This window comes from Inquilinus limosus DSM 16000 (genome assembly GCF_000423185.1).
Classification (GTDB): Bacteria; Pseudomonadota; Alphaproteobacteria; order DSM-16000; family Inquilinaceae; genus Inquilinus; species Inquilinus limosus.
In genome coordinates this window covers 208,084-221,971 of the sequence record NZ_AUHM01000005.1, presented here as the reverse complement: position 1 = coordinate 221,971, position 13,888 = coordinate 208,084, and the positions used below count along the sequence as shown (strand labels likewise).

12 protein-coding genes are annotated in these 13,888 nt (G+C 70.8%); 5 read left to right on the top strand and 7 right to left on the bottom strand.

All coding sequences use genetic code 11. From position 1 onward, the window contains the following. Window positions 1-9: 9 nt before the first annotated feature. The 6 genes from G537_RS0108365 to G537_RS37010 all read right to left on the bottom strand — a co-directional run bounded on the left by G537_RS0108365 (window position 10) and on the right by G537_RS37010 (window position 7,203). A complete protein-coding gene (locus G537_RS0108365) occupies window positions 10-897 on the bottom strand; it encodes an ABC transporter permease subunit (protein ID WP_026869731.1) in 888 nt (295 codons plus the stop codon). Further along, window positions 894-1,814, bottom strand: coding sequence for a glutathione ABC transporter permease GsiC (gsiC, locus tag G537_RS0108360; RefSeq protein WP_026869730.1), 921 nt, complete (start codon window positions 1,812-1,814; stop codon window positions 894-896). Before gsiC ends, G537_RS0108365 begins: the two co-directional genes overlap by 4 nt. A 204-nt stretch (window positions 1,815-2,018) precedes the next feature. After that, window positions 2,019-3,548, bottom strand: a complete 1,530-nt coding sequence (gsiB, locus tag G537_RS0108355) for a glutathione ABC transporter substrate-binding protein GsiB (protein WP_026869729.1) — start codon at window positions 3,546-3,548, stop codon at window positions 2,019-2,021. A 48-nt stretch (window positions 3,549-3,596) separates the two neighbouring features. Continuing rightward, a complete protein-coding gene (locus tag G537_RS0108350; protein ID WP_026869728.1) occupies window positions 3,597-5,444 on the bottom strand; it encodes an ABC transporter ATP-binding protein in 1,848 nt (615 codons plus the stop codon). Further along, on the bottom strand, window positions 5,441-6,289 hold the full coding sequence (locus tag G537_RS0108345; protein ID WP_026869727.1) for a D-amino acid aminotransferase: 849 nt from the start codon (window positions 6,287-6,289) through the stop codon (window positions 5,441-5,443). Before G537_RS0108345 ends, G537_RS0108350 begins: the two co-directional genes overlap by 4 nt. Further along, a complete protein-coding gene (locus G537_RS37010; protein ID WP_081688685.1) occupies window positions 6,286-7,203 on the bottom strand; it encodes a MurR/RpiR family transcriptional regulator in 918 nt (305 codons plus the stop codon). The genes G537_RS0108345 and G537_RS37010 overlap by 4 nt, the downstream gene beginning before the upstream one ends. A 260-nt stretch (window positions 7,204-7,463) precedes the next feature. Here G537_RS37010 and G537_RS0108335 point away from each other — a divergent pair, with 260 nt between their 5' ends. From G537_RS0108335 to G537_RS0108315, 5 genes are all read left to right on the top strand, one after another. Further along, window positions 7,464-8,252: a class I fructose-bisphosphate aldolase gene (locus tag G537_RS0108335; protein WP_026869726.1), complete on the top strand. Its 789-nt coding sequence runs from the start codon at window positions 7,464-7,466 to the stop codon at window positions 8,250-8,252. Between the two features lie 24 nt (window positions 8,253-8,276). After that, window positions 8,277-9,827, top strand: coding sequence for an FGGY-family carbohydrate kinase (locus G537_RS0108330; protein ID WP_026869725.1), 1,551 nt, complete (start codon window positions 8,277-8,279; stop codon window positions 9,825-9,827). A gap of 62 nt (window positions 9,828-9,889) precedes the next feature. Beyond that, window positions 9,890-10,879 (top strand): ABC transporter substrate-binding protein, encoded by a 990-nt coding sequence (locus G537_RS0108325; protein ID WP_026869724.1) that lies wholly within the window; start codon window positions 9,890-9,892, stop codon window positions 10,877-10,879. A gap of 141 nt (window positions 10,880-11,020) precedes the next feature. Next, the gene (locus G537_RS0108320; RefSeq protein ID WP_211230327.1) at window positions 11,021-12,082 is read left to right on the top strand and encodes an ABC transporter permease subunit; all 1,062 of its coding nucleotides are present in this window, start codon (window positions 11,021-11,023) and stop codon (window positions 12,080-12,082) included. Next, window positions 12,075-12,830: an ATP-binding cassette domain-containing protein gene (locus G537_RS0108315; protein ID WP_026869722.1), complete on the top strand. Its 756-nt coding sequence runs from the start codon at window positions 12,075-12,077 to the stop codon at window positions 12,828-12,830. Before G537_RS0108320 ends, G537_RS0108315 begins: the two co-directional genes overlap by 8 nt. Window positions 12,831-13,030: 200 nt before the next feature. Here G537_RS0108315 and G537_RS41970 read toward each other — a convergent pair whose 3' ends face one another. After that, a complete protein-coding gene (locus G537_RS41970) occupies window positions 13,031-13,714 on the bottom strand; it encodes a FadR/GntR family transcriptional regulator (RefSeq protein WP_051248179.1) in 684 nt (227 codons plus the stop codon). Window positions 13,715-13,888 lie beyond the last annotated feature (174 nt).

The window sequence follows — 13,888 nt, the reverse complement described above, 5'->3', positions numbered from 1 at the left end:
GATGCCTCCCTAGGTTTTCAGCTTCGGGTCCAGCGCGTCGCGCAGCCCGTCGCCGAGCAGGTTGAAGGCCAGCACGGTGACGAAGATCGCGATGCCGGGGAAGAGGGTGATGTGGTCGGCGACGCCGAGATAGCTGCGCCCGTCGGCCAGCATCGCCCCCCATTCCGGGCTGGGCGGCTGGGCGCCGAGGCCGATGAAGCTGAGGCTGGCGGCCGTCAGGATCGAGGTGCCGATGCGCATCGAGAAGTAGACGATCACGCTGGGCAGCGTGCCCGGCAGGATGTGCCGCAGCATCAGCAGGCGGTGGCGGACGCCGATCGCCCGCGCCGCGTCGATATAGACGGTCTGCTTGATCGCCAGCGTGCTGCCGCGCACCAGCCGGGCGAAGACCGGCACGCTGAACACGGCGACGGCGTAGATCACGTTGTCGATGCCGGGGCCCAGCACGGCGATGACGCCGATCGCCAGGATGATGCCGGGGAAGGCCAGCAGCACGTCGCAGAGCCGCATCACGAGCCCGTCGATCCAGCCGCCGTAGAAGCCGCTGACAAGGCCGAGCAGGATGCCGGCGACGCCGCCCAGCGTCACCGACAGGAAGCCGACGGCGAGCGAGATGCGGGCGCCGAAGACGATGCGGCTGAGGATGTCGCGGCCATAGGCGTCGGTGCCGGCGAGATGGGCCCAGGACGGGCCTTCCAGCACCCGCTCGTAATCCGGCTGGGCCAGGTCGTAGGGGGCGATCCAGGGCGCCAGGACCGCCACCACCACCAGCGCCGCCAGGAACAGCCCGGCGGCCACGGCGATCTTCTGCCGGCGGAAGCGGCGCCAGAATTCGCGGAAGGGCGAGCGCACCGTCTCGGCGCGGGCCGGGGTCGCGGGGGAGATGACGGCGCTCATCGGTAGCGGATCTCCGGATTGGCGAGCGCGTAGAGCACGTCGACGGCGAGGTTGATCAGAATGAACTCGATCGAGAACAGCAGGATCTCGGCCTGGATCACCGGGTAGTCGCGGTAGGAGACGCTGTCGACCAGGAGCCGGCCGAGGCCGGGCCAGGAGAACACGGTCTCGACCACGATCGAGCCGCCGAGCAGGAAGCCGAACTGCAGCCCGACCATGGTGATGATCGGGATCAGCGCGTTGCGCAGCGTGTGCTTCCAGATCACCGCGCGCTCGAACACGCCCTTGGCCCGGGCGGTGCGGACGTAGTCCTCGCGCGAGATCTCGATGAAGGCGGAGCGGGTGAAGCGCGCCATCACCGCGGCGACGCCGAGGCCGAGCGTGACCGCGGGCATGACGAAATGCTGCCAGGTGCCGTAGCCGCCGGTCGGCAGCCAGCCGAGATCGACCGAGAACACGCCGATCAGCAGCAGGCCGAGCCAGAAGGAGGGGAAGGAGATGCCGGACACGGCCAGCACCATGCCGCCGTAATCCTGCCAGCGGCCGCGCTTGACCGCGGAGACGACGCCGATCAGGAGGCCGACCGCGACGGCCCAGGCCATGCTGACCACGGTCAGCCAGACCGTCGGCATCAGCCGCTCGCCGATCTCGTCGACCACCGGGCGGCGGGTCTTCAGCGAGGTGCCGAAATCGCCCTGCACGACATTGCCGAGGAAGGTCAGGTACTGCTCGATCAGCGGCCGGTCGAGACCGAGATCGGCGCGCACCAGGGCGACATCCTCCGCCGTCGCGTCCGGCCCGGCCACCAGCCGCGCCGGGTCGCCCGGCAGCATGTGGACGAAGCCGAAGACCACGAGGGAGATGACCAGCATCACCGGGACGATGCCGATGAGACGCCGGATCAGATATTGCAGCATGGGGGCTCCGAGAACCGCCCGCCCGACGAACCGCACCAGCCGGTACCGACAACCATTCCTTTTCTTGTCATCACCGGGCTCGACCCGGTGATCCAGGGGCCACCAAGAACCGCTCTGGCCGCCCTGGATGCCCGGGTCAAGCCCGGGCATGACAGGATAAGAGACGTCAGCACCGGCAAGGTCCGCCGGGCGTTCGGAAAGGACTTACTGGAACGACGCGTCCTCGACGATGTAGGCGCGGTCGGGGAGGACGTAGACGCCGGACAGGTCCTTGCTCCGGGCGCTCAGAACATGGTCGACGCCGAGATAGATCCAGGGCGCGTCCTGCCAGATCAGGGACTGCGCCTTGGCATAGGCCTCGGCCCGCTTGCCCTCATCCGCGGTGGCGACCGCCGCCTCCAGCGCCGCGTCCACCTCCGGGTTGGCGTAGTAGGCGACATTGAACAGCTTCGGCGGGAAGCCCTTGCCCCACAGCAGCGGCCGCAGCGCCCAGTCGGCATCTCCGGTCGAGGACGACCAGCCGCCGTAATACATCTGCACCGTGGCGTCCTCGGGCTTCTGCACGCCCCAGACCTTGTCGGAGAGGACGCCGGATTCGAGCGGCGTGACCTGCACCTTGACCCCGATCTGGGCCAGCTGCTGCTGCAGGAACTGGTCGGCGCGGATGGCCGTGGTGTTGTTGCCGGACCACAGCACGCTCTCGAAGCCGTCGGGATAGCCGGCCTCGGCCAGGAGCTGCTTGGCCTTCGCCGGGTCGTAGGGCCAGACGCCCTGCTTGGCGTAGAACTTCAGCTTCGGCGGCATCGGCGAATCCGCCGGGTCGCAGAAGCCGTTCAGCACCACCTTGCAATAGGCATTGCGGTCGATCGCGTAGTTCAGCGCCTGGCGGACGCGGACGTCGTCGAACGGCTTCTTGTGGCTGTTCAGCGCCACGTACCAGTTCACGATCGACGGCGCGTCGACCACCGTGACGTTCGGATTCCGCTCCAGCACCTTCATCATCTCCGACGGCACCGGGGTGATGAACTGGGCCTCGCCGGCCTGCAGCATGGCGACGCGGCTGCCGTTCTCCGGCACGCTGCGGACGGTGACGCCGTCGACCTTCGGCTCGCCTTCCTTCCAGTAGGCGTCGTTCTTCACCGCCTCCAGCGTGTCGGCCGACCAGGACTTGAACTTGAACGGGCCGGTGCCGACCGGGTTGCGGCCGATGTCCTTGCCGTACTTCTCCAACGCCGCCGGGCTGATGATCATGGCCCCGGCATGCGCCAGGTTGTTGACCAGGGCGCCGAACGGCTCCTTCAGCACCACCTTGGCGGTGTGGTCGTCGACCACCTCGACATGGTCCAGCATCGATACCAGCGACTGGCGCTTCAGCTTGTTGTCGGGATTGGCCAGGCGCTCGAGGCTGACCTTCACCGCCTGCGCGTTGAAGTCGGTGCCGTCGTGGAACTTGACGCCCTTGCGCAGATGGAAGGTGTAGACCTTGGCGTCGTCGCTGACCTCGTAGCTCTCGGCCAGAACGGGCACGAGCTGCATGTTCTGATCGAAGCCGTAGAGGCCCTGATAGAACAGCCGCGTCGCCGCCTGCGACGCCGTCTCGTTGATGTTGGACGGGTCGAGCCCGGTCAGGTTCTCCTGAATGGCGACGACCAGCGGCCTGGCCATCGCCGTTGCGGGCAGCGCCGTCAGCGCGGCCATGGCGCAGCCGACCAGAAGGTGCTTCCAGCGTCTCATCGGTTCTCTCTCCCTGTGTTTCGGATCGGTCATGGGTACGGAATCAGGTCAGCCGAAGTCGCCGACCGGGTGCCGGGCCACGAAATGGCCAGGCCCGACGGGTTCCAGCGGCTTCACCACGGGCTCGTCGCCCAGGGCCCGGATCGGGCTCGGGATCTCGCCCTCGATCAAAGCCGTGTCGCGGTTGCGCCGGGCGGGGTCCGCCACCGGCACCGCGGCCATCAGCCGGCGGGTGTAGGGGTGCTGCGGGTTCTCAAACACGGCCTGGCGCGGCCCGATCTCGACGATTTGGCCGAGATACATCACCGCGACGCGGTGGCTGACCCGCTCCACCACCGCCATGTCGTGCGAGATGAACAGGTAGGACAGGCCGTGCCGGGCCTGCAGATCCATCAGCAGGTTCACCACCTGGGCCTGGATCGAGACGTCGAGCGCCGCCACCGCCTCGTCGGCGATGATCAGCTTCGGGTCGCTGGCCAGCGCCCGGGCGATGCAGATGCGCTGGCGTTGGCCGCCGCTGAACTCATGCGGGTAGCGCTTGGCATGCTCCGGCCTGAGGCCGACCTGGGTCAGCAGGTCGGCCACCCGCTGCTCCGCCGCGCGACCCTTCGCGATCCCGTGGGTCAGCAGCGGCTCGGCGATCGAGAATCCCACCGTCAGCCGCGGGTTCAGCGAGGCGAAGGGGTCCTGGAACACGTACTGGATCTTCTGCCGCAGCCGGCGCCGCTCCTCCGACCGCATCTCGGCCATGGCCCGGCCCTCGAAGCGGATCGCGCCGGCGGACGGCTCCAGCAGCTGCATGATGGTGCGGCCGGTCGTCGACTTGCCGCAGCCGCTCTCGCCGACCAGGGCCAGCGTCTCGCCCGGCTGCAGGGCGAAGCTGACCTGCTCCACCGCATGCACCCGGGCGGCCAGCCGGCCGAACACGCCGCGGCGCACGTCGAAGCGGGTCGAGAGCCGGTCGACCTCCAGCAGCGGGGCCGAGCCCGACCGCACCGTGTCCTGCGGCGCCGGCGGCGGCTCCTTCGATCCGTCGACCCGGACCAGCGGAAAGCGCGCCGGCAGCGCCTGGCCCTGCAGGCTGCCGAGCTTCGGCACCGCCGACAGCAGCGCCTGGGTGTAGGGGTGCTGGGGCGAGGCGAAGATCCGCTCGGTCGTCCCCTCCTCCACCTTGCGGCCCTGGTACATGACCACGACGCGGTCGGCGACCTCGGCCACCACACCCATATCGTGGGTGATGAACATCACCGCCATGCCCATCTCGCGCTGCAGCTGGCGGATCAGCCGCAGGATCTGGGCCTGGATGGTGACGTCCAACGCCGTGGTCGGCTCGTCCGCGATCAGCAGCTTCGGCCGGCAGGACAGCGCCATGGCGATCATCACCCGCTGGCGCATGCCGCCCGACAGCTGGTGCGGGTGGCGGTCGAGCATCCGCTTCGCCTCCGGGATCCGCACCCGCTCCAGCATGCGCAGCGCCTCGGCCCGCGCCGCCTTGGCGTCCTTGCCCTGGTGCAGCATCACCGCCTCGGCGATCTGGTCGCCGATGGTGAAGACCGGGTTCAGGGACGTCATCGGCTCCTGGAAGATCATCGCGATCTCGTCGCCGCGCAGCGACCGCAGCGCCTCGGCCGGGGCCTGTGCCAAGTCGCGCACCTGCCCGTCGCGGCCGCGGAAGCGCACGGCGCCGCGCACGATCCGGCCGCCGCCATAATCGACCAGCCGGATCAGGCTGAGCGAGGTGACCGACTTGCCCGAGCCGGATTCGCCGACCACCGCCACCGTCTCGCCCGGGGCGATGGCGAAGCTGAGATCCTCGACCGCGGTGACGGGGCCGTCCTCGGTCCGGAACTGGACCGTCAGCCCGTCGACCTCGATCAGCGGCGCCGCCGCGGTCATGCCGGTTCTCCGACCAGGCCATCGAAGGCCTCGCGTACCCGCCGCCACACCGGCCCCGGGCGGCCGGAGCCGACCGCGGCGCCGTCCAGCCGCACGATCGGCGCCAGCTCCTTGGTCGTGCTGGTGATCCAGATCTCGTCGGCGGCCCGCAGCTCGGCCTCCGCCACGTCGCGCTGCTCGACCGGGATGCCCAGCTCCATGGCCAGGCGGATGGCGATGCGGCGGTTGATGCCGTCGAGGATGCGGTGGTCGGCGACCGGCGTCGCCACCCGCCCGTCCTTGACCACGAAGACGTTGCTGGCGGCGCATTCGCTGACGAGGCCGTCGCGGATCATCACCGTCTCCAGCACCCCGGCCTCGGCTGCCTGCTGCGCGGCGAGGACGGAGGGCAGCAGGGCGATCGACTTGATGTCGCAGCGCAGCCAGCGGATATCCGGCGCCGAGACCAGGGCAAAGCCGTCCTTCTGCTGCGCGCGCCCGAGGCGCTTCAGCGGGCCGGCGAAGGCGAGGATGCTGGCCTGGGCCGAAGCCGGGAAGGCGTGGCTGCGCTGGGCCGGGGCGCCGCGGGTGACCTGCATGTAGATGGTCGCGGCCGGGCGCGGCGCGGTCTCGGCCAGCCGCAGGAACACCGCGGCGAGGGCGGCGCGGTCGAGGCCCGGATCGATCCGGACGGCGGCGAGGCTGCGCGCCAGCCGGTCGAGATGGGCGTCGAGCTCGAAGATCTGGCCGTCATAGACCGCCACCACCTCATAGACGCCGTCGGCGAAGAGGAAGCCGCGGTCGAGCGGCGAGATCCGGACCTCGTCGAGGGGCGAATAGGTTCCGTTCCAATAGGCGAGCGTCATCGTCGGCGTTCCGGGGCAGGGGGGCGGGGACGCCGGACAACGGCCGGAGCGTCCTCGACGAGAAGATATGGCCTGATTTCCTCGATCAGCTCGGCCGCGCCGGCGACGGTGCCGCGGCGCCGGGCGATCGCGCCCGCCAGCGCCTCGGCCACCGCCATCACCGCGATCGAGGAGCCGTGCAGCACGTCGTGCTCGGCCGGGCCGAACAGGGCGGCGTCGCTGTCGGGCACCAGCGGCGAGGCCGGCCCGTCGGTCAGCGCCAGCACGCGCAGGCCGCGCGCCTTGGCCTGGCGCACCAGATCGATGGTGGCGCGGGAATAGCGCGGCACCGAGATCGGGATCAGCAGGTCGCCTTCGCCGAAGCGGAGCAGCTGGCGGACCATGCGCTCGGTCCCGCCGCTGCCGTCCAGCACCTCGACCGACGGGCAATAGGGCAGCAGCAGCTCGGCCAGGAAGCGGGCGATGACGGCGCTGATGCCGAGGCCGAGCGGCACCACCCGAGGCGCGCCCAGCACCAGCTCGACGGCGCGGGCGCATCCGTCCTCGGTCAGCAGCCCGGCGGCCTGGCCGAGATTGGTCGACACGGTGTCGAGCGACCCGCGCAGGTCGGCATGGGCGGAGTCGGCGCCCTGCTGCGTCGCCCGCAGCTTCTCGACCGGCGCCAGGGCGCGCTGGAACTGCAGCAGCAGCTCGGCCCGGAACTCGGGATAGCCGCCGAAGCCGAGGCGGTGGGCGAAGCGGTTGGCCGTGGCGATCGAGACCGAGGCCGCGCCGGCCAGCTCCTCGATCCCCATGGTCGCGGCGCGGAACGGATGCGCCAGGACGAAATCCGCCAGCCGCCGATGCGCCGGGGAGAGCGCGTCGATGCTCTGCGCCAGCCGGTTCATCAGGGTCTGCGGCGTGTCCTGGGGCATGCAGCGAGGGGCAAGGAATGGATGAAAAGCCGCCGGGAGGCGGATGAAAATTCTTCTGTCATCCACCTCTCGATATGTAAAGTTTTTTTCATATCCGATCGATGCAAGTGCCTGTGCGCAGGCGGTTCGCTGCGCCGCGATATCGCAGTCGCGAAATAATCATTCGTTGACGACAGATATCAGATAACTAACATGCGAATCGTCAGCGCATCCCCTATCGCCAGCCGTCCCTCCCGCAACCAACCGGTGAGCCACAGGCCATGGCCCGACTCTCTTTCGGTGATCGCGGCATCGTCATCGCCATGGACCACGCCCGGACGTTGGGCGTGGTGCCGGGTCTCGAAGACCCCGGCGCCGTGCTGGACCGCGTGATCGCGGCCGGCGCCGACGCGATCATGACCTCCTACGGGGTGATCAAGCACTACCGCGACAGGCTGCTGGGCCGGCTGCCGGTCTATCTGCGGCTCGACGGCGGCCCCAGCATCACTCGCGAGGACTGGTTGCGCTACACCGAATGGAGCCTGCTGCATACGGTGGAGGACGCCCGCCGGCTGGGCGTCGACGGCGTCTGCGTCATGGGCTTCATGGGCGGGGAGGTCGAGATGCGGACCTACGACATCGTCGCCCGGGTGGTCGGCGACTGCGCCGCCGACGGGCTGCCGGTGATGGTCGAGGCGCTGCCCTGCCCGGCCGAGCGCATCCCGGACCCGCTCGACCCCGGGGCGATGGCCTCGGCCTCGCGCATCGCCTTCGAGCTCGGCGCCGACATCGTCAAGACCTACTACACCGGCACGGTCGACGGCTTCCGCCGGGTGACCTCCACCTGCCCCGCCCCGGTGCTGATCGCGGGCGGGGTGAAGATGGAGACGGTGCGCGACGCGCTGGCGGTGGTGCACGGCTCGGTCCAGGCCGGCGGGCGCGGCGTGGTGTTCGGCCGCAACATCTGGCAGGCGCCGGACCCGGCGGCGGTGGTGCGGGCGCTGGCGGAGATCATCCATCGCGGCCAGGGCGTCGACGAGGCGATGGCCGCCGGCGGCCTGGCCGGCTGATAGCAACCGCGCGGAGGCCCGGCGATGTCGGCGCGCTTCGATCCGCCCTTCCTGATCGGCATCGATGTCGGCACCCGGTCGGTCCGCGCCATCGCCTTCGATTCGCGCGGCCGCCGGGCGGCGCAGGCGGCGCGGCCGACCCCGGCCAGGATGCAGGCGGGCGGCCGCGGCGAATACGACCCCGACGCCCTGTTCGCCACGGTCACGGACTGCCTGGCCGAGGTGGCGCGGGCGCTGGCCGGCGGGCCGGTCGCCGGCCTCGCTGTCGGCAGCGTCGGCGAGAGCTGCGTGCTGGTTGACGAGCACGGCCGGTCGCTGGCCCCCTCCCTCGTCTGGTTCGACCGCCGCACCGAGGCGGCGGCACGCACCCTCGCCGACCGGATCGGCCCGGACCGGATCTTCCAGATCACCGGCGTCGCCATCGACCCAACCCTGACCCTGTGCAAGCTGGCCTGGATGCGCGAGCACTGGCCGGAGGCGATGGGCCGCGCCCGCCGGGTGCTGAACATCGCCGACTGGATCGCCTTCCGCCTCTCCGGCGTGGCCGCGACCGAGCCGACCCTGGCCTCGCGCACGCTGTGTTTCGACATCCATGAGCGCCGCTGGTCGGAGGAGCTGCTGGGCCTGGTCGGCCTCGACCCGGCCCTGATGCCGCCGATCCTGGCCGCCGGCGCCGCGCTCGGCCCGGTGCGGCCGGAGGTGCTGGCCGAGACCGGCCTGGCCGGGCAGCCGGTGGTCGCCGCCGGCGGGCACGACCATCTCTGCGGCTCCTACGCCGCCGGGATCACCCGGCCGGGCATGCTGCTGGACAGCCTGGGCACGGCCGAGGCGGTGCTGCTGGCGACGGCCTTCCCGCTGCTCGACCCGGCGGTGATGCGGCGCGGTTTCGTCCAGGGCGCGATCGAGACCCACCGTCCCCTGTCCTATCTCGGCGGCGGCATCAACAGCTCGGGCGGCGCCGTCGAATGGTTCCGGTCCCTGACCGGCCAGGCCGAGCACGAGGTGCTGATCGCCGAGGCCCGGGCGGTCGAGCCGGGCAGCCAGGGCGTGGTCTTCCTGCCGCATCTGGTCTACAGCCCGCCGCCCGACCCGGACACCACGGCGCGCGGCGCCTTCATCGGCCTGACCGCCCATGCCGACCGCGGCGCCCTGTTCCGCGCGGTGCTGGAGGGGCTGGCGATGCAGGCGCGGCTGATGGTCGACGCCATGGCGGCGCTGCCGGGGATCACCCCGCCGATCGAGATCCGCGCGATCGGCGGCAGCTCGCGCAACGCGCTGTTCCTCGAGATCAAGGCCAATGTCTATGGCCGCCCGGTGACGGTGGTGGACGAGCCCGAGGCCACGGCGTTGGGCGCGGCCCTTCTCGGCGGCGTCGCCGCCGGCCTCTGGCCCGATCTCGACGCCGCCCTGGCCGCGATCGACCAGCGGCACCATACGGTGGAGCCGGACCCGGAGCTCGCGGCGCGCTACGATGCGCTGCACCGGTCGGTGTTCGAACGGCTGCATTCGACGCTGGTGCCGCTGAACCGCGCCCTGGCCGGCTTCGACCGAAAGGCCGAGCTGGTCCCGGCCTGACCCCTCGCGCCGCCGATCGGCGCCAACACCAACAACAAGCAACCAAACAGATGGAGGAAACGATGGAACGGCGCTTGTTTCTGTCCCTTCTGGGCTCGTCGGCCGCGCTCGCCGGCGCCGCCGCGGCGGTCACCCCGGCCGCCGCCCAGGGCAAGAGCTTCAGGATCGCCCTCGTCCCCGGCCTGACGACGGACGCCTTCTACATCACCATGCGCCGCGGCGCCGAGGCGGCGTGCAAGGCGGTCGGCTGCGAGCTGGTGTTCCAGGGCGCGCCGGAGTTCAACGCCGTGCTGCAGGTGCCGGTGCTGGACGCGGTGATCGCGCGCAAGCCCGACGCCCTCTTGGTGGCGCCGACCGACAAGACCCAGCTGATCGAGCCGCTGCGCAAGGCGGCCGATGCCGGCATCCCGGTCTTCACCGTCGACACCTTCATCGGCACCGGCGTCTACCAGACCGGCGAGGGCAACGCCGACTTCCCGCTGTCCTACATCGCCTCGGACAACATCCTGGGCGGCCGCATCGCGGCGCGGGCGCTGGCCAAGTCGATCGGCGGCAAGGGCAAGGTCTACGTCTCCAACGTCAAGCCCGGCATCTCCACCACCGACCAGCGCGAGGAGGGGTTCAAGGAGGAGATCAAGGCCCATTCCGGCATCGAGGTGCTGGAGACGCAGTTCAACGACGACGACGCCAACAAGGCGGCGTCGCAGCTGCAGGCGGTGCTGGCCCGCAACCCGGACCTGGCCGGGGTGTTCGGCGCCAACCTGTTCTCCGCCCTCGGCGCCGCCAACGGCGTCAAGCAGGCGGGCAAGGCCGGCGAGATCAAGATCGCGGCATTCGACGCGCCGCAATCGATCGTCGAGGACCTGAAGAACGGCACGGTCGACATCGCCATCGCCCAGCACCCGGCCGAGATCGGCTATTTCGGCGTGATCAGCGCCTTCGCCCATCTGACCGACCAGTCGGTGCCGGCCTCGATCGGCACCGGCTTCACCGTGATGGATAAGGCGAATGTCGACGACCCGAAGGTCGCGAAGTTCCTCTACACCGGCTGATGCCGGACGGCGCGACCTGTCGGTTTTGTGAAACCGTCATGGCGAGGCGCGCAGCGCCGCGGCCATCCAGAGGCCGGTATCGCTGGATGGCCACGCCCCTTCGGGGCTCGCCATGACGGATCATTGGTTCGGATCGTTGGCTTGACCCAGGAGCCGGTGCCGTCACCCATGTCGATCTCCTCGATCCCCTCTCCCGCCACCAGCGGCGGCCGCGCGCTCCTCCTCAAGGTCGCGGAGCTGCGGGCCTGGCTGTTCCTGGCCATCCTCATCGTCTTCTTCGAGGCCTGGGCCCGGATCGTCTACGACACGACCTTCATCCTGAACCCGTACAACCTGCAGTCGATCGGCATCTTCGCGGTGGCGCCGCTGCTGCTGGCGATGGGCCAGACCTTCGTCATCATCTCGGCCGGGATCGACCTGTCGGTCGGCTTCACCATGGGCCTGGCCTCGGTGGTCGCCGCCCACGCCGCCAATCTCGGGCCGGTAATCGGGCTCGGGCCCGTGCCGGCGATGCTGCTGGGCCTGGCCGCCGGGGTCGCGGTCGCCTTCGTGCCCGGCCTGGTCAATGGCTGGCTGATCGCGCATCTGCGGGTGCCGCCCTTCATCGGCACGCTGGGCATGTACGGCGTCGCCCGCGGCACCGCCTTCCTGATCGCCGGCGGCACCACCGTGCCGGTGGCGAACGCCTGGTTCGCCACCATCGGCAACGGCCGCATCGCCGGAATCCCGACGGTGGTGCTGATCACCGTGATCGTCGCGCTGGCGATGCACTACCTTTTGTCCCAGACCCGCTTCGGCCAGCACACCTACGCGATCGGCGCCAACCGCAACGCCGCGCTGCGGGCCGGGATCGACGTGCGGCGCCACGCCATCAAGCTCTACCTGCTCTCCGCGGTCTGCGCCGGCCTCGCCGGATCGCTCTACGCCGCCCGCTTCGCCGCCGGCGCGGCCCAGGCGGGGGAGCCGCTGCTGCTCGATTCCATCGCCGCCGTGGTGATCGGCGGCGCCAGCCTGTTCGGCGGGTCGGGTACGATCGGCGGCACCATCGCCGGCGCCCTGGTCATCGCCGTGATCCAGTACGGGTTGGTCTTCATCGATGTCGAGCCGTTCTGGCAGTTCGTCGCGGTCGGCGTCGTCATCATCATCTCGGTGCTGGTGGACCAGAGCCAGCGCCGGCTCGCGCGGGGGCGCCAGGATGACTGAACCGCTCATGACCGAGCCGCTGCTGTCCGTCCGCGGCCTGTCGAAGCGCTTCGGCGGGGTCCAGGCGCTGAACGCGGTGTCGCTCGACCTCCACGAGGGCGAGGTGGTGGCGCTGGCCGGCGACAACGGCGCCGGCAAGTCGACCCTGATCAAGGCGATCTCCGGCGTCCACCGCCACGATGAGGGCGAGATCCGCCTGGCCGGCGAGCCGGTGGCCTTCGCCACGCCGCACGACGCCCGCGACCGCGGCATCGAGACGATCTACCAGGACCTGGCGCTGGCCGACAACCTGTCGATCGGCGCCAACATCTTCCTGGGGCGCGAGCCGAAGCGGCGGCTGTTCGGCCTCTTGCCGGTGCTGGACCGCAGGCACATGGCCGAGGCGGCGCGGGCGACGATGGCGCGCCTCGACTTCCATGTCGAGCGGCTGGAAGCGCCGGTCGCGACCTTCTCCGGCGGCCAGCGCCAGGCGGTGGCGATCGGCCGGGCGATCTACTGGAACGCCCGCATCCTGATCATGGACGAGCCGACCGCGGCGCTGGGCGTGCCGGAGCAGCGCAAGGTGCTGGCCCTGGTGCAGTCGCTGAAGGCGCAGGGCAAGGGCGTGATCTTCATCTCGCACAATCTCGGCGACATCTTCGCGGTGGCCGACCGGATCGTGGTGCTGCGCCGCGGCGTCAAGGCCGGCGAGCGCCGGACCGCGGAGACCGATGCGGATGAAGTGGTGCGGCTGGTGGTGGGTGGGTGATGCTTTTTGTGTCCCCCCTCCCCCCGGGGGGGGGGGGGGGGGGGGGGGGGGGTTCTCTCGGCTCGCCCCGGCATCGATCCTTCGGGCACGGGGACGATCCTAACCATCCGCGCGCGGACGCGCACAGACCCCTCCCCCTACCCCCCTCCCGCAAGGGGAGGGGGGACTAAAAAGGATCCGGTAACGGAAGGTGCCCAGCCCTACCCTTCCCCCAGATCCGCGACGATGTCGAAATGGGCGGCCATGAGGGCGCGGGCGCGGTCCGGGTCGTGGGCGCGCACGGCCTCGGCCAGCTCGATGTGGCAGCGCAGCGCGCGCTGGGTGGTGGCGAGGTCGCGCTTCAGCTTGGCGCCGCGCATGGTCTCGCGCGTCGAGGGCTCCAGCGCCTCCAGCACATGGGCCAGGAGGCGCCGACCGCCGATCGCGGCGAGGCGGCGGTGGAACAGGAGGTCGGCCTCGACCCAGGGATCGATGGTGCGGATCTCCGACGCCATCAGATCCACCGCCTCGATCAGCCCCGCCACCTCCTCGGCGCTGGCCCGGGCGGCGGCGAGGCCCGCGGCCTCGATCTCGAGCGCCCGGCGCAGGGCGGAGAACTCGCCCGCCGCGATGCCGTAGGCGCGGGCCAGCGTGCCGAACAGGTCGGCGATGGCGCCGCCCGACAGCGGCTGCACCACCGTCTGCCGGCCGTGCCGGATGGCGACGATGCCCTGAACGGCGAGCCGCGCCATGGCCTCGCGCACCACCGGCTTGGAGACGGCGAAGCGCTCGGCCAGCGCCGCCTCGGGCGCCAGCGGCTCGCCCGGGTGCAGCCGGCCGGCAGCGATGTCGTCGAGGATGCCGTCGACGACCGAGGCGGCCAGGCGGTCGAGGCTGCGCCCCATCTCAGCCGGCCCGTCCCGTTCCGTTGCGCCGCATGCCGCCTCCCCCGCCGCTCGTCACCGCTTCCGAGCATACACCGGCCGTGCCCGTCTTGGACCAAAGGACAACGGACCTAGCGGCGCCGGGCCGCCATACTCACCCGAACGGGCGGGCCCCTCGCGCGGGCCGCCATATGG